Source organism: Pseudomonas sp. NC02 (assembly GCF_002874965.1).
Taxonomy (GTDB): domain Bacteria; phylum Pseudomonadota; class Gammaproteobacteria; order Pseudomonadales; family Pseudomonadaceae; genus Aquipseudomonas.
Map to the genome: position 1 here is coordinate 2,463,077 of NZ_CP025624.1, position 15,708 is coordinate 2,478,784.

General features: G+C 62.0%; 18 protein-coding genes. 15 read left to right on the forward strand and 3 right to left on the reverse strand.

The window, feature by feature from the left end:
* Positions 1-24: 24 nt before the first annotated feature.
* From C0058_RS11700 to C0058_RS11730, 7 genes are all read left to right on the forward strand, one after another.
* A complete protein-coding gene (locus tag C0058_RS11700) occupies positions 25-792 on the forward strand; it encodes an alpha/beta fold hydrolase (RefSeq protein WP_003211274.1) in 768 nt (255 codons plus the stop codon).
* 25 nt (positions 793-817) lie between these two features.
* Entirely contained in the window at positions 818-1,090 is a 273-nt protein-coding gene (locus C0058_RS11705) for a hypothetical protein (protein WP_003211275.1), read from the forward strand.
* A gap of 56 nt (positions 1,091-1,146) precedes the next feature.
* A complete protein-coding gene (locus tag C0058_RS11710) occupies positions 1,147-1,998 on the forward strand; it encodes a DUF692 domain-containing protein (protein ID WP_102370241.1) in 852 nt (283 codons plus the stop codon).
* Positions 1,995-2,771, forward strand: coding sequence for a DNA-binding domain-containing protein (locus tag C0058_RS11715; RefSeq protein ID WP_102368640.1), 777 nt, complete (start codon positions 1,995-1,997; stop codon positions 2,769-2,771). Before C0058_RS11710 ends, C0058_RS11715 begins: the two co-directional genes overlap by 4 nt.
* Before the next feature lie 4 nt (positions 2,772-2,775).
* Positions 2,776-3,312: an alpha/beta fold hydrolase gene (locus C0058_RS11720; protein WP_102368641.1), complete on the forward strand. Its 537-nt coding sequence runs from the start codon at positions 2,776-2,778 to the stop codon at positions 3,310-3,312.
* Positions 3,313-3,404: 92 nt separating this feature from the next.
* Entirely contained in the window at positions 3,405-4,769 is a 1,365-nt protein-coding gene (locus tag C0058_RS11725) for an MFS transporter (protein WP_023658995.1), read from the forward strand.
* 75 nt (positions 4,770-4,844) lie between these two features.
* Positions 4,845-5,975, forward strand: a complete 1,131-nt coding sequence (locus C0058_RS11730) for an MFS transporter (RefSeq protein ID WP_017478989.1) — start codon at positions 4,845-4,847, stop codon at positions 5,973-5,975.
* A gap of 855 nt (positions 5,976-6,830) precedes the next feature.
* On the opposite strand, the gene C0058_RS11740 is transcribed toward C0058_RS11730, so the two are convergent.
* Positions 6,831-7,352, reverse strand: a complete 522-nt coding sequence (locus C0058_RS11740; RefSeq protein ID WP_087693365.1) for a DUF3087 family protein — start codon at positions 7,350-7,352, stop codon at positions 6,831-6,833.
* A 153-nt stretch (positions 7,353-7,505) separates the two neighbouring features.
* Between C0058_RS11740 and C0058_RS32780 the strand changes: the two genes are divergently transcribed.
* Together C0058_RS32780 and C0058_RS11745 are read left to right on the forward strand one after the other, a co-directional pair.
* On the forward strand, positions 7,506-7,679 hold the full coding sequence (locus C0058_RS32780; protein WP_008430128.1) for a hypothetical protein: 174 nt from the start codon (positions 7,506-7,508) through the stop codon (positions 7,677-7,679).
* Positions 7,680-7,703: 24 nt separating this feature from the next.
* Entirely contained in the window at positions 7,704-7,898 is a 195-nt protein-coding gene (locus tag C0058_RS11745; protein ID WP_003210890.1) for a DUF6021 family protein, read from the forward strand.
* Positions 7,899-7,933: 35 nt separating this feature from the next.
* On the opposite strand, the gene C0058_RS11750 is transcribed toward C0058_RS11745, so the two are convergent.
* Positions 7,934-8,179 (reverse strand): DUF6555 family protein, encoded by a 246-nt coding sequence (locus C0058_RS11750; protein ID WP_023658994.1) that lies wholly within the window; start codon positions 8,177-8,179, stop codon positions 7,934-7,936.
* 158 nt (positions 8,180-8,337) lie between these two features.
* On the opposite strand from C0058_RS11750, the gene C0058_RS11755 reads away from it, so the two are divergent.
* The 5 genes from C0058_RS11755 (at position 8,338) to C0058_RS11775 (ending at position 13,320) form a co-directional block, all read left to right on the forward strand.
* Positions 8,338-9,168 (forward strand): arylamine N-acetyltransferase, encoded by an 831-nt coding sequence (locus C0058_RS11755; protein ID WP_102368642.1) that lies wholly within the window; start codon positions 8,338-8,340, stop codon positions 9,166-9,168.
* 123 nt (positions 9,169-9,291) lie between these two features.
* On the forward strand, positions 9,292-10,044 hold the full coding sequence (locus C0058_RS11760; protein WP_003210885.1) for an outer membrane beta-barrel protein: 753 nt from the start codon (positions 9,292-9,294) through the stop codon (positions 10,042-10,044).
* A gap of 233 nt (positions 10,045-10,277) precedes the next feature.
* Positions 10,278-10,646 carry a cytochrome c5 family protein gene (locus C0058_RS11765; RefSeq protein WP_003219191.1) on the forward strand — a complete coding sequence of 123 codons (369 nt, stop codon included), beginning with the start codon at positions 10,278-10,280 and terminating at the stop codon, positions 10,644-10,646.
* A gap of 77 nt (positions 10,647-10,723) precedes the next feature.
* Positions 10,724-12,052: a D-arabinono-1,4-lactone oxidase gene (locus C0058_RS11770; protein ID WP_168197529.1), complete on the forward strand. Its 1,329-nt coding sequence runs from the start codon at positions 10,724-10,726 to the stop codon at positions 12,050-12,052.
* Entirely contained in the window at positions 12,052-13,320 is a 1,269-nt protein-coding gene (locus tag C0058_RS11775) for a DSD1 family PLP-dependent enzyme (RefSeq protein ID WP_087693357.1), read from the forward strand. The genes C0058_RS11770 and C0058_RS11775 overlap by 1 nt, the downstream gene beginning before the upstream one ends.
* A 127-nt stretch (positions 13,321-13,447) precedes the next feature.
* On the opposite strand, the gene C0058_RS11780 is transcribed toward C0058_RS11775, so the two are convergent.
* A complete protein-coding gene (locus C0058_RS11780) occupies positions 13,448-14,389 on the reverse strand; it encodes a transporter (RefSeq protein ID WP_102368644.1) in 942 nt (313 codons plus the stop codon).
* Positions 14,390-14,592: 203 nt separating this feature from the next.
* On the opposite strand from C0058_RS11780, the gene C0058_RS11785 reads away from it, so the two are divergent.
* Entirely contained in the window at positions 14,593-15,630 is a 1,038-nt protein-coding gene (locus tag C0058_RS11785; protein ID WP_102368645.1) for an AraC family transcriptional regulator, read from the forward strand.
* Positions 15,631-15,708: the final 78 nt, after the last annotated feature.

Here is a 15,708-nt window from a genome sequence, read left to right on the forward strand (position 1 = left end):
GCCCCAAGGCCTGTGGAGAGTCGCATGCGTATTCTTTCTTCCCTGGCGATCGCCATGGCACTCGCTACACCGTTGGTGGCCTCGGCCGCCGATGCAGCCAAGCCCCAGCCGGGCACCGGTAAAAGCGTGGTGATCGTGCCCGGTTCCTTTGTCGACGGCTCCGGCTGGCGAGTGGTGCACGACATCCTGATTCACAAGGGCTACAAGGTCACCGTGGTGCATCAGGGCCATGAAAGCCTCGCCGCCGACGTGGCCGAGGCCCGCGAAGTGCTGGAGCAGCAGGTCGGCCCGGTGGTGCTGGTGGGTCACAGCTCCGGCGGCGGGGTGATCTCGATTGCCGGTGACCGCGACAAGGTCAAGTCGATGGTCTATGTCTCGGCCCTGCAACCGGAAGTCGGCGAGAACATGAGCCAGTTGCTGTCGTCGATGCCGGCGCCGAGCAATGACGTGATGCAGACCCGCGACGGCCATCTGTTCTTTGATCGCACCAAGTTCAATGCCGACTTTGCTGCCGACCTGACCACCAACCGCACCGACTTCATGGCCGCCTCCCAGGTGCCGGCCACCACCGCGCTGTTTGGCGGCACCGTGTGGGCCGCGGCCTGGCACAAGAAGCCGACCTACGCCGTGGTGTCCACCGAAGACCGTGCCCTGAGCCCCGATCTGCAGCGCTGGATGTACAAGCGCGCCGGCTCGAAAGTCACTGAAATCAAGGCCAGCCACTCGGTGTACATCTCCCAGCCCGAGGCTGTGGCGAAGGTCATCGAAGACGCGGCATCCGTCATCAAATAAACCCCACCCCCGAGGAGTAATACCCATGAGCACATCCATCAAATCCCGCTTGAGCCTTGCCACTGCTGCCGCCCTGATCGCCATGGCGTCCGCTTCCTTCGCGGCCGCCGCCAGCGCCGCCGACCAGCCGGAACAGCCGGGTCGCTGCTACGGCGTGAACAACTGCAAGGGCGAAAGCCTGTGCGCCACGGCCAAGAACGATTGCAAGGGCCTCAACAGCTGCAAGGGCCAGGGCGTTGTCGTCAAGACCCCGTCCGAGTGCCTGAAGCTGGGCGGCACCACTACCGAACCGAAGTAACACCCCGGCGGGCCCAGGTTGGGCCCGCCGCCTATTTATGCAACGGAGACCACATGATGCCGACACCCAACCCGCGTTTTCCAGGCTATGGCCTGGGGCTGCGCAAGGAACACTACAGCGAGTTCCTGGAGAACCCGGTGGCGGTGGATTTCGTTGAAGTGATCTCCGAGAATTTCATGGTCGCGGGCGGCCAGCCCCGGCACATCCTGCGCCAGATTCGCGAGCGGTATCCGGTGGCGCTGCACGGGGTGTCGATGTCGATCGGCACGGCCGAGGGCCTCGATCGCGATTACCTGAAACGCCTCAAGTCGCTGGTGGACGAGATCGAACCGCTGTTTGTGTCCGACCACTTGAGCTGGTCCCGCAGCGGGGGTTTCAACTCCCATGATCTGTTGCCGGTGCCTTACACCCATGAGGCATTGGACCGGGTCTGCGCCAATATCGACCTGGCTCAAGAAGTGTTGGGCCGCACGATGCTGTTTGAAAACCCGTCCAGCTACCTGGCCTTTGATGGCGCGTCCATGAGCGAGTGGGAATTCATCGCCGCCATGTCCCGGCGCACCGGCTGCGAGCTGTTGCTGGACGTCAATAATGTGTTTGTCAGCGCCAGCAACCATGGCTTTGACGCTCTCGCGTTTCTCGACGGGATTCCGGCCGAGCGGGTCCGGCAAATTCACCTGGCCGGCCATAGCCAGGGCCGCGATTTGCTGATCGACAGCCACGACAGCCCGGTGTGTGATGGCGTCTGGGACTTGTATGCCAAGGCCGTTGCGTTGCTCGGCCCGGTCGCCACGATGATCGAGCGCGATGACGAGATCCCGCCCCTGGCAGAGCTGCTGGAGGAGCTGTCGCTCGCCCGCATGCTCGGTGCCTCCGAGGCCTACAAGCGTGCGCAGGTGCGCTCATGAATCTCGCGCAATGGCAGCAGGCTTTTCATACCTGGCTGGTGAGTGCCTCGGAGCAGTCGGCCGAGATGTTGGGTAACAAGGCCGCGGGACTGGCGGTGTATCAGAACAACTACCGCGCGCAATTGGTGGGTTGCCTGGAACAGGCGTTTCCCAACCTGCGGCGCTGGGTCGGGGACGAGGCGTTCCTGGCCGCGTGCGTCAGCCATATCGACCGGCATCCGCCCCATGCCTGGACCCTGGACGTCTATCCCGAGGGTTTTCACCTGACCCTGGGCGAACTGTTCCCCAACAATCCCGACGTGCATGAACTGGCCTGGATCGAGTCGTCGCTCAATGAAGCGTTTGTCGCCGCCGATGCCAGCCCGTTGCCCATGGACGTGCTGGCGTCGGTGGATTGGGACACGGCACGCCTGCAACTCACGCCGTCGCTGCGGTGCCATGGGCTGACCACCAACGCCGAGGCGATCTGGTCGGCATTGTGGCAGCAAACCCCGGCGCCCGAGGCGCTGATGCTGGCCGAGGCCGGTGGGCTGCTGGTGTGGCGCCGCCAGTTCACCTCGCGCTTGCGCCAGGTCGATGCGCTGGAGTTCCAGGCCTTGGTGCACCTGCAAGGCGACGGCAGTTTTGCCGGGTTGTGCGAGTTTCTGGTAGCGCGCCTGGGGGAAGAGCAGGGCGTCGCGAAAGCCGGTGAGCTGTTGGCCGGCTGGATCGGCAGCGAGTTGATTGTGGGGGTCGTTGAAGACCTTTCTGTGTCGCATTTTTCGGAGCTATAAACCTATGTCTTTTTTCAATCGCCGGCGCTTTCTGATTTCCAGCGCCATTGCTTCAGTGGCGTTGTCACTGCCGGTCATGGCGACGCCCGCCCGTTGGACGATCCGCCAGGTCAGCACCGACCTGCTGGATATCGGCTACTACGAGGCCGGCCCGGAAGAGGGCAGGCCGATCATTTTGCTGCATGGCGCGGACGGCGACCTGGAGCGCTTCGCCGAGGTCGCACCCTACCTGGCCGCCCGGGGCTTTCGGGTAGTTGCCCCGTACCTGCGTGGCCATGGCACTACCACGCCGCTGGACAAGGCGGCACCCGCCAGCACTCAGGAAGTGGTGCTCGGCCAGGACGTGCTGGACTTGATGAACGCCTTGCACATCCCCGAGGCGGTGCTCGGCGGGTTCGATCTCGGCGGCCGCGCTGCCACCGCCGCGGCGACCTTGCGGCCAAGCCGTTGCGTGGCATTGGTCACCGTCAACAGCGCGCCGCAGCCCGCCCTGGCCGAGGTGCTGGTGCAGATGGCGCAGATGGGCAAATGGCGCACCTGAACATGAATATTTGGACAGCCGCGCATTTGCCCGCTGAAAAAAAAGGCCGCTGCCCGTAATCTAGACGCCTTTGCCACGTGTGCGGATTGTCCATGTCTTCAGTAGCTGATGGGTTGCCCAGTGATAAGCGTCTAGCGGCGGTTGTCGCCATTTCCCTGGGGATCGGCATGGCGACCCTCGACACGGCCATCGTCAACACCGCGTTGCCGACCCTGGCCGAAGGGATTGGCACCGACTCCGCTTCGGTGATCTGGGTGGTCAATGCCTACCAGTTGGCGACCATTGCGGCGGTGCTGCCCTTTGCGTCCCTGAGTGATGTGGTCGGCCACCGCCGGGTGTTCCTCGGCGGCTTGCTGGTGTTTGTGGTGGCGTCGCTGTTTTGCGGGCTGGCCTGGTCACTGCCGACGCTGACTGCCGCCCGGGTGGTGCAGGGCCTGGGCGCTGCGGCAATCATGAGCGTGAACATTGCGCTGTTGCGGCATATCTACCCGGCAAAAATCCTCGGCCGAGGGCTGGGGTATAACTCATTGGTGGTGGGGCTGGCCTTTACCCTGGGGCCGACGGCGGCGTCGGCGATTCTATCGGTGGCTACCTGGCACTGGTTGTACCTGATCAACCTGCCCCTTGGGGCATTGGCCTTGTGGCTCGGGGTGCGGGCGATTCCGGTGATCCCGATCACCGGGCATGCCTTCGACCGGCTGGCGGCAATTCTCTGCGCCGGGTTGTTTGCCCTGCTGGTGCTGGGCCTGGGCTCGGCGGTGCACGGTGCGCAGGCGGTGTTGACGCTGGGGCTGATCGCCGTGGCGCTGCTGTGCGGGCTGTTGCTGATCCGCCGTCAGGCCGGGCACCCGGCGCCGATGCTCGCGGTGGATCTGTTCAAGCGCCCGCTGTTCACCTTGTCGGCCCTCACCGCGATTTGCGCGTTCAGCGCCCAGGGGCTGGCGTTTGTGTCGCTGCCGTTCCTGTTGCAAACGGTGTTGGGGCACAGCCAGGTGGCCACCGGTTTCCTGATGACGCCGTGGCCGGCGGTGGTCGCGGTGATGGCGCTGATTGCCGGGCGCCTGGCGGACCGTATCTCCCTGGCGTTGTTGTGCGGCATCGGCCTGGTGATGTTGAGCGCGGGCATGGCCTCGCTGGCGACCCTGGGCAACGACGCCTCGACCTTCGATATCGGTTGGCGCATGGCCCTGTGTGGCGCCGGGTTCGGTTTTTTCCAGTCGCCCAACCTCAAGGCGATCATGACCAGCGCACCGATTGCCCGCAGCGGGGGAGCCAGCGGGATCGTCGCCACGTCGCGGTTGATGGGGCAGACACTCGGCGCTTCGTTGGTGGCGTTGTGTTTCCACCTGTCCCTGAGCAGCGGCCCGCAGTACGCGTTGTGGCTGGGCTGCGGGTTTGCCCTGGTGGGCGCGGTGGCCAGCGGGTTGCGCCTGATGCAGGACGGCGCCAAGGTTTAATTATTTGGGCCTTGTAAAACCTTGAGGTAGACGGCTACCGTGGCCGTCTAAATAATTCTGAATGTTTCAGCTTTTATGTCTGATCTGGCCCAACGCAGTGCTGATTCCCACTCCCGCCGTGCCGCGCTGACCCTTGGCCTGTGCCTGCCCAGTGACGTGTTGCTGTACCTGGTGCTGCCGATGGAGTCCCAGGCGTTCGGTATCACCCTGGCCCAGGCCGGGGTGCTGCTGGCGGCCAACCGCCTGGTGCGGATCTTCGGCTACAAGCATGTTCTGAATTTCTACGCCCGCAACGGTGATCGGCTGACGTGCTCCATTGCCGCCGGCGCGGCGGCGGTGTGTGCTCTTGGCAACTCGATGCTGTCCGGGTTTGCGGCCTTGCTGGGGCTGCGGTTGGTCTGGGGCCTGTGTTTTGCGGCGTTGAACCTTTCCACTCAAGTATTGGCTACCTCTGAACCGCTGGGTGCGGCGCGGCGGGCGGGGCGGTCGCGGGCGTTGATTGCCCTGGGGCCGATGCTGGCCTTGCCGTTGGGTGGGTGGCTGACGTTGCAGGTGGGGCCGCGGCCGATCTTCTGGATTCTGGCGGTGTGTTGCCTGGTGGGGTTGTGGATGGCGCGGGGGTTGCCGACTGCGGGTCACAATTTGCATGGCACGCCGGGGCGGCGGTTCAAGTTGCCTGACAGTGTGGCGACCTGGTCGTTTATCGAAGGGGTGGCGCTGGATGGGTTGTTTATCTTTGGCCTGTCGATTCAGGCGCAGAAGCTGCTGGGTGGCAATGCGGTATTGATTGCCGGTGGGTTGATGGCGCTGCGATATGTTTCGGAGTTGCTTCTGAGCCCGCTGGGGGGGCGTGCTGCGCAGCAGTTTGGTGCTACGTCGATGTTGCTGCTGTTTTCGTTTCTCAGTGCGTTGGCGTTGGGGGCGTTTGGTAGTCATTGGGTGATTGTGGGGGCGGCGGCGGTGTTGGTGCTGCGGGCGTTGCAGTTGCCGTTGGTGACGACGCTGGTGGCGGAGCGTAATCCGGGGGCGATGCGGGTTTCGGCGTTGGCGTCGAATGCGGTGTGGCGTGATGTGGGGGCGGGGCTTGGGCCTTTGCTGGCGGGGTTGTTGTTGCCGGTGGCGTCGGCGCCTTGGGTGTTTGGCGTGGCGGGGGCGGCGATTGCGGTCAGTGCGGTGTTTTGCTGGCGGGCCAGGGGTTTAGCATGAGATGGGGGGAGGGGGGTACATATCCGTTTCTTCGGTAACGGCCACTTAGGGTTCCGCTCTTACAGCGGGTCACTTTTGGCAAACGCCCGGAATGCCGGCCCAGCCAAAAGTAACCAAAAGGTCTTTGCCCCACCACTCGGTGCCTCGCCTAGGCTCGGCATGCCCGCACTCTGGCCCGGTTCCGCGGGCCGCCGCGACGGGCCATCCATGGCCCGGCGCGGCTAAATCGGCATCCCTGCCGATTTACCCGCTCCACCGTGCCTACTTGTGGCCATCGTGGTTGACGGGGCCCGCAGATCAAAATCAAAAGCAGATCAAAAGCAGAGCACAGCGGCCTCCCGGCCGGCTTGAGTGTTAAAAGCAAAAGCAAAAACCAGAGCGAAAACAGGTCTGCTTTTATGTGGGAGCGGGCTTGCTCGCGAAAAACCTGAGAGCGCCGCGTTCATCCAGAATGCCAACGTCATCGTTAACGACCTTCGCGAGCAAGCCCGCTCCCACATTTGGACCGTGCCCGCTTTAGCTTTTGATTTGGCTTCTAAACACTCAAGCCGGCCGGGAGGCCGCTGTGCTGTTGATCTGCTTTTGATCTTAGGCGCCCCGTTAAACCACGCTGGCCGAACGCAGGCTTTGGAGCGTGGGTAACCCGGCAGGACGCCGGGTTAGCCGTCCTGGGCCAGGGATGGCCCATGACGGCGGCCCACGGTCCAAAGCCGGAGTGAGGGCACTCCGAGCCTAGGCGAGGAGCCGAGTGGTGGGGCAAGAGCGTTTTGCTTACTTTTGCGCTCTTCAAAAGTGAGCCGCTGTAAGAGCGGAACCCATATCAGCCATCACCCAAATAACGGATATGCCCCCCAATCAGCGAGCCTTCACAGCCTCAACCCAATCCGGATCCAGCCGCGTCTGGTCAGGCTCAATCCCCAACCCCCGCATCTTCTCCAGATGCTCATCAACCTCGCGCACCAACTGCGCCTGAGAACTCGAATTGGCGTCCAGTTCGTGCATCTGCATCAACCCAAGGTGATAAAACCGCAGCAACTTGATCGCCACCGGATCATTCGCCTTCACCCCGTCAGTCACCTTGTGCATCACATTAGTCACACTCATCAGGCTGCGCTTGAGCTGCCACCCATACACCGCCGGCGCGAACCAGGCCTGGTTCCAGAACGGCCCCCGCACCAGCCCTACGGTAATCAACACCCCGGCAAACACCCCGCCCACATTAAAGCGAAAATTATCCCCCCCAGGCTCACCAAACAGCATCACCGCCAGGCTGGAAAGCACCATCGCCAACACCACAAACAACCCCGCGACTATCAACGTACTGCGTCGCGTCTGCTGGCGAAAAACAATCGGGTCGCACGGTTTGAGCTCAAACATCCAGGGTCAGTCTCCATGGCACAAGTAGGGTTATAACGCCGGCCAGCATCTTCTCATGCTTCACCCGTCGGAGTGACGGTAATCAGGTTGAACGATGGATCAGCGCAATTTCTCTAACCCCTGTAGGCAACCGACCCCCAAGCGAGGTGAATCATGACCCGGTACCAGCAACAGCCGCCCGGCACACCCAACCCCGACCGCACGCCCGGCGAAGAGGAGCGTGACAACGACGCCCTGCGCCCCAACGACCCGGCCGAACGGCAAGACGACGAAGAGCAGGTCGAGGAAGACCTGGAAAACCTGCACGACAAGGCCCGCCCGCTGTAGACCCGGCGCGCCAAGGAGGTAGTTATGACTAATCGTACAAGCGGCCCGCATTCATCCGAGCATTCCAGCGGCAAGGACGAATTGGGTTTCGACCCCGATTCCCCGGACGTCGCCGACCCACAGGTCGACCCGGTAGGTCCCGCCATTGCCCCGTTGGACAAGCCAGAAAAAACCGGCAAGAAGCCGGCCTATGATCCCCTCGGTGATCTGAAAAAGTGAAACAAGCCCCGCCGTCGTGCGGGGCTTTTTATTCCTCAACCAAGCCGTTTCGGGGCTGTCCATGTCACCTCGGTGATGCCGAACTTCTCCGCCCAGGGCCGAGTGGTCTTTTTCACCCGCTCATGGCCCGGTCGGCCTATGCGCCCCACGTGGGCAATGTCGGCGTCAACGGCCGCCCAATGCCACGCTTCGGCGTTGTTCATGACCTCGGCACGCACCACAAAGGTTTTTGGTTCGCCGTGTAGCAAGTAGTGGATGGTGTAGATCATTGCGGTACTCATGATGCCTCCCTGTCTTGTAGTGAATGGATATAAATCAGTTCAGAAAGGTTCAGAAAGTTTGTGCATCTGAGGACTTGCATTTGATTCAACCCACAATTGGCAAATAACCGCCGTCAGGGTATTAGTGGTGCTTTCGCCACCGACTCCAGGATTGCGTCATGCCAGAGCTGACCCACAGCCGCCTCTACCTGCAACGTCTGGGCTACGACACGCCGCCTCCGCCCACCCTGCAAACCCTGCAGGATCTGCAGTTGCGCCATGTCAGCACCTTCGCGTTTGAAAGCCTGTCGACCCTGCTGCACGCACCGGTGCCGATCGATTTGCCGAGCGTCGAACAAAAAGTCCTGTTCGACGGCCGTGGTGGTTATTGCTACGAGCTGAACCAGCTGTTCCTGGCCTTGTTGCAGGAGTTGGGCTTCGAGGCGCGGGGCATTACCGGCCGTGTGGTGATGGGGGGGCCACCCGATGCACTGACGGCGCGCACCCATCGGCTGAGCTTGGTGACCCTGGACGGCGTGCGTTACATCAGTGATGTCGGCTTTGGTGGCATGGTGCCCACCAGTCCGTTGCAACTGGACACCGATGCCACCCAGGCCACCGCCCATGAACCCTATCGCCTGAGCCTGGAGGAGGGCAGCTACACCTTGTGGGCGCAGGTCGCCGGTGAGTGGCGCGGCTTGTATGTGTTCGACCTGCAGGTGCAGTCACACTTCGACTACGAGATCGGTAACTGGTACGTCTCCACCCATCCGGATTCGCCGTTCCTCGGCCAGCTGAAAGTCGCACTGATTGGCCCGGGATTTCGCCGCACGCTGAACAACGGCCAGTACGCGATTCACTACCTGGACCGGGCCAGCGAAAAGCGTGCAATCGAGGACGTCGAAGAGTTGCTGAACCTGTTGCAGGCCAGCTTTGGCATTCGCCTGCCGGCGCATCCGCAGTTGCGGTCAATTCTCGGTCGTTTGCTGGCTCCCGTCCAAGACGCTTGATATAGAGCCTTCGCTGAACCGTTTTACCTCGAAAAAGGTGCAAATTAATTCGAACCTTTCGCCAAAACGAGGGTTCGAAGCGTTTCCTGAATAATTTGCCACCTGCAATGGAGACGTAAAACGATGTCCAAACTATTCGGAAAGATCCTCAAGAATTCCTCGGTCCTGGCCTTGATCGCGGCACCTGGTGTGGTGTTCGCCGCAGCGCCGACCGACCCGATTTCCACCTTCGGGATCCTCGGCAGCTACAACGACTTCAAACTCGAAGGCGGTAGCCAAAGCGACAAGGACCACATGCCTGAAGCCGGCCTGTTCTATAACTTCGGCAACAAGCTGACGGCTGAATCCGGCTTTATCTACCAGGCCGGTATCGAAGCCAAGTACGGCGAGAAGAGCGACAACAAGCTCAAGGAAGGCCAGGCCGACCTCGACCTCGGCTGGCGTGCCGCGCTGGATGCGCGCAACTTCGTCGACGTGCTGGTGGGTGGCGGCTACAGCTGGACCCGCTACGAGCCGGACTCGGGCGACTACGACATGAAACTCACCAACAAATCGCCGTTCGCCAAGGCGGCCCTGGGCTACAACCACCAGTTCGACGACATGACCATGCGTGTTGAACTGGGCGCCCGCCATACCATCGACGGCCGCGCCAAGCTCAAGGTCGACGGCATCGGCAGCGACACCGTGGACCTCAAGGACCGCACCAACCCGTACGCCGAAGTCAGCCTGCTGATGAACCAGAAAGGCGACCTGCCGGTGATGGCGGGCCTGTACTACACCCGCACCGAGTACAAGCTCGATGACGATTCGTACGTGGCCGACAACACCAAGCTCAAGCGTGACGAGTATGGGTTCAAGGTCGGTATCGCGTTCTAAATCTGCCTGACTGATTGTTCCCACGCTCTGCGTGGGAATGCATCCCGTGACGCTCTGCGTCACAACGCGGACGCAGAGCGTCCAAGGCGGCGTTCCCACGCAGAGCGTGGGAACGATCAGCCGCTGAAGCCTGTCCGCCCAAGCCCCCCTTTCTGTCCCCCAATACCCTCAACGCCGCGCCCTGGCTGCCTTAGTGTGGATCACGCTTTCACACAATAAGAGAGAAGGTGGCTATGCGGGCAATCAACCCCCGTCGCATCAGTCTGCTGCTGGCCGTGACCTGCCTGCTGACAGCCTGTGGCGACAAACCGAAACATCCCCCCGAACGTGCCACGGCGGCCAATGCCATGCCGAGCGACGCAGCCCTGGCCCAGGTCTACGACACCAGTTGCAAGCTGTGCCACGCCAACCCGGCCTCCGGTGCGCCGCTGACCGGTGACGGCCCGGCCTGGAGCCCGCGCATCGCCCAGGGCCCGGACACCCTGCTGGACCACACCATCAATGGCTACAACGGCATGCCCCCGATGGGGATGTGCGTGCAGTGCTCCGAAGAGCAATTCCTGGGGCTGATCAGCTTTATGTCGGGTCAACACATCCAATAAGAATAACGGGGTAGGCGATGGGGCTTTCACGGCGAGAATTATTGCAGCGCGGCGCGGTGGCCGGCGCGTTCATGGCATTGACCAGTAACCCGGTACTGGCCCAGCTGGCCCGGGCACCGCGGCTGATTCCCTGGCGCAATTGGTCGGGGGCGCAAACCTGTCTGCCCCTGGCGCGGCTGGCGCCGAAGAACCTTGATGAACTGGTGCAGGTCATCGGCCAGGCACCGGGCAAGGTGCGGCCGGTGGGCTCGGGCCATTCGTTCAGTGCCCTGGTGCCCACCGACGGCACGCTGCTGTCCCTGAGCTACTTCAATGGCCTGCTGGATCACGACCCGCAAACCTTGCAGGCCACCTTCGCCGCCGGCACGCCGATGTCGCGCATGGGCCAGGCCTTGAAAGACGTCGGGCAGGCGCTGCCGAACATGGCGGATATCGACTACCAGACCCTGGCCGGGGCGATCTCCACTTCCACTCATGGCACCGGCGTGGGCTTCACCTCATATTCCGGTTGCGTCACCGGCCTGCAATTGGTGACCGCCCAGGGTGAGGTGCTGGAGTGCGACGCCAAGCGTCACCCCGAGGTGTTCAGTGCCGCCCGGGTGTCCCTCGGGGCCCTCGGCGTGGCCACCCAGGTCCGCTTGCAAAACCGCGCACCGTACCGCCTGCGGGAGCGCCAGTGGATCGCCAAGACTGAAGAACTGCTGGAGGACGTGGCTAAGAACACCCGGGAAAACCAGCACTGGGAAATGCTCGTGGTGACCCATTCCGACTACGCCCTGTCCATCGCCCTGAACGAAACCACCGACCCCGAAACCCCGCCCATCGACCCGGCGGAGGCGGGCGGCAACGAGTTTGTGTCGATCATCGAGAAACTCGACAAATACGGCAGCGATTTCCCCGAGGCCCGGCGTACCTTGCTCAACAGCCTGCGCTTTTTTGCCAGCTTCGATGACCGCGTGGCCGAGTCGTTCCAGGTGTACGCCAACGTGCGAAACGTGCGTTTCAACGAGATGGAATATTCGGTGCCCGCCGAGCACGGACCGGCATGCCTGCGGGAAATCCTCAAGCTGATCAACGACAAGGACCTGCGCACCTGGTTTCCCATCGAGTACCGCTACGTCAAGGCCGATGACATTCCGCTGAGCATGTTCGAGGGCCGCGACAGCTGTTCGATTTCCGTGCACCAGCACTACACCATGGACCACCACAACTTCTTCGCCGCCGTAGAACCGATCTTCTGGAAATACGCCGGTCGCCCGCACTGGGGCAAGTTGCACACCCTCAATGCGCGCACTTTGCAGCCGCTGTATCCGCGCTGGGAGGAATTTACCCGAGTGCGCCGCGAGCTGGACCCCAGCGGCAAATTCCTCAATGCGCACCTGTCGTCTATTCTGGGAGTGGCCTGATGAACCGCAGACATTTCATGCTCGGCACCGGCGTGTTGCTGGTGGGGGGGGCCATCTTGCTCAGGCCCGGCGACCGGGGCAGCCCGTACACCGAGTATTTCCGCAGCCTCAACCAGGAACTCAAGGCCCATGGGCCGATGCGCCCGGTGATGCTGATCGACCTCGATCGCCTGGACCACAACATCGACGTGGTGATGCAGTCAGTGCAGCGCGGCGGCAAACATCTGCGGCTGGTGGAGAAATCCCTGCCGTCGCCGGGGCTGCTGGCCTATATCGCCAAGCGCGCAGGCACTCAACGGTTGATGTCGTTTCACCAGCCATTTCTGAATCACGACGCCCAGGTGTTTCCCGACGCCGACATCCTGCTGGGCAAGCCGTTGCCGGTGCGTTCCGCCGAGTTGTTTTACCAAACCCACAAGGGCCCGTTCGACCCGTCCCGGCAGCTGCAATGGCTGCTGGACACGCCCGAGCGCTTGCAACAATACCTGGCGCTGGCCCAGGGATTGGGCACGAAACTACGGGTCAATATCGAGCTGGATGTGGGCCTGCATCGCGGCGGCATCAGCGACAACGCGGTGCTGGGGCAAATGCTCACGCTGATCAGCGCGCATCCGCAGCAGCTGGAATTCAGCGGGTTCATGGGCTACGACCCGTTCGTGGGCATGGGCGTGCCGGGGATTCTCGGCTCGCCCCAGGACCTGTTCGACAAAGTCATGCAGCGCTACAACGGCTATGTGGATTACACCCGCCAGCACTTTGCGCCGCTGTGGCGCGACGGGCTGACGTTGAATACGGCAGGCAGCCCGAGCTATCGCATTCACGAGCAGGAGAAGCTCAGCAGCGAGGTGTCGGTGGGCACGGCGTTGCTCAAGCCGACGCACTATGACTTGCCGTCGCTGAGCGAGCATGTGCCGGCGGCCTATATCGCCACGCCCGTGTTGAAAAGCACCGGGCCGGTGGACATTCCGGCGCTGGACGGCAAGTCGCGGTTGTTCTCGTGGTGGGATGCGAATCAGCGCGCCACGTTCTTTATTTATGGGGGCAACTGGATGGCGGAGTTTGAATCGCCCAGGGGCTTGCAGAGCAATGACCTGTATGGGCGCAGCTCCAATCAGGAGATGGTCAATGGTTCGCCCAAGGTGGGGCTGAACGTGGAAGACCAGGTGTTTCTGCGCCCGACCCAGAGTGAGTTTGTGCTGCTGCAGTTCGGCGATTTGCTGGCAGTACGGGGCGGGAAAATCGTCGATACCTGGCCGGTCTACACCTGACAACGCCGTCCCACTGTAGGAGCGAGCTTGCTCGCGAAAAACCCAAGGACGACGCGTTCATCCAGACGGCCCGCGTTATCGTTGACGTTTTTCGCGAGCAAGCTCGCTCCTACAGTTTTTGCCGGGTTTACAGGGCAAACGGAATCGTCAACTTCGCCCACAACATGTCGCCTTCCGGCCGGTTCTGCACATCAAACTCCTTGGCCCAGCGCACCTCGGCACTCGCATACTTGAGGAAGGTGAAATACACCGCCGGACCGATCGCAAACACCTGGCCCTTGACCCCGTCATCCACATCTTCGCCATAGATGTTCACCACGGTATGCCCGTATTGCTTATCGTCGGTGGTCTGCTTGAGGTAGTAGCCGTTGAGCCCAAGGCTGAGGTTATCCGTCACCTTGTAGCTGGCCGAGTAGTCGAAGTGAAAAATCTGCCCCGACCGGTAATGGGTGTCGGGGTTTTCCTTGTTGAAGCTGTAGGTGGTCTTGATCGACAGCTCAGTGCGCTCGTTGGGCATCCAGGTCGCCGACACCAACGGTTTGTAGGTGTAGAAATTGTTGCTGGTATTGGCCAGACGCGTGGCGTCGTATTCGCCGGTGGGCAGGGTGATTTCCAGGGCGGTGCCCACTGTCAGGTTCCTGCCCAGGTCCCAGAGGATGATCGGCGCCACGGTGGTGTCGCCCATGCTTTCCCGGGTGTCGGACATGCCGAACAGCGACACCTGTTGCTTCAGGTACGGCTGGGCGATGTAGCCGCCCAGGCGCCCGCCGAATACCCGCAACGGGCTGAGGTAATCCAGGCGCGGGATGATCGCGTCGGACTTGATCTTCACGTCCGGCACCTTGCCACCCAACGAGCTGATATCGAGCTTCCTGGCTTCGTAATGGTTGTAATAGATGTTGAAGGCGAACATGTGGTCGGGCAGGTTGTTGACGTCCAGCGGCAGGATGTAGAAGCCATCGGTGCCGGGGCCGATGTTGTCGACGCCGCCTTCGGTGGCCAGGGCCGGCAGGCTGATGAGGGTCAACAGGGCGAGTTGCACGGGGTAAAACGCACGGGTCGTGTTCATGTCTGGGCTCATTATTATTATCAGGACGACGCTGCCTATAGAAATAAGCCCTCGGCGCCCGGCGGGGCAGGGTATTGGCGGCCACATAGGGGGACTTTGGCGGACAGCTTTCATCCAGAGTGCAGCAGTTCTTGCAAGAGCCTATGATTGTCAGGATGTTTCCAAAACAAGAACTGAAGCACTCAGTCGGGAATCGAAGATCCATGCAAAGGAAAGCCGTTGATCCGCACTATGATCTGGCCCTGGTCTCGCCATTTCTGTTGCAAACCCTCGGCCAAGTGGTCGCGCAAAAAGGCGCGAGCGCCGAGCACCTGTGCCGTGGCCTGGGATTCACCCTGGCCGACCTGGACGACCCGGCCCAGCGCATTTCCTATCGCCAGGCGGTAGCGATGATCCAGCGTGCACTCAAGGTGTTGCCCGACCAGGGGCTGGGCCTGTGGGTAGGCCATCAGAACGTACTCGGCACCCTGGGCCTGCTCGGCCATGTGATTTCACTGTGCAAGACGTTGCGCGATGCGTTTGCCATCGGGGAACGTCATCAGCACACCTCCGGTGGTATCGCCACCTCGCGCACCCATGAAGGCCCCCAGGAAGTTTTCGTCGATATCGAATGCCTGCTGCCCTACGCCGAGGTGCAGGTGTTTGCCGCCGAGGAGTTCTTCGCCAGCCTGATGGTGTATGGCCGCGCCCTGGTGGGCGAGGGCTTCATGCCGCTGCGGGTCGAATTTATCCACGCCGCGCCCACCTATGTCGCTGACTATCACCAGCTGTTGGGTGCGGATGTGCGTTTTGGCTGCCTGCATAACCGCATGGTCCTGGCCAGCCACTGGCTGGATGTGCGGCTGCCGAATCACCATGCCCTGGCCTTGCGCCAGGCCCTGGAACTATTGGAACTGGAAAGCGCGCAACTGCATCAGAAAATGGATTTGATCCAGGCGGTGGAGCGCGCGATTTCCCGGGATTTGCAGGGCAGCCAGCTGGAAAAGGTCGCCAGTGACTTGAACATGAGCGGGCGTACCTTGCGCCGGCGCCTGACCGAGCATGGGCTGACGTTCGAGGGCTTGCTGGAACAGGTGCGCAGGGCAAGGACCATGGGCTTGCTGAGCAACCCGGGGTTGTCCATCGAACGGATCACCGAGGAAGTTGGCTACAGCGATGTGCGCAGTTTTCGGCGGGCGTTCAAGCGCTGGACCGGGCTGAGCCCCAGTGCGTTTCGCGGTGAAGGCGCAGGGCCGGGGTGATCGTCAGGATTGGCCCCATTGGCTACCTGATCTTTCCCCGGATTGGCTATTTGTCCAATGCCCCCTCGTCACTACTCT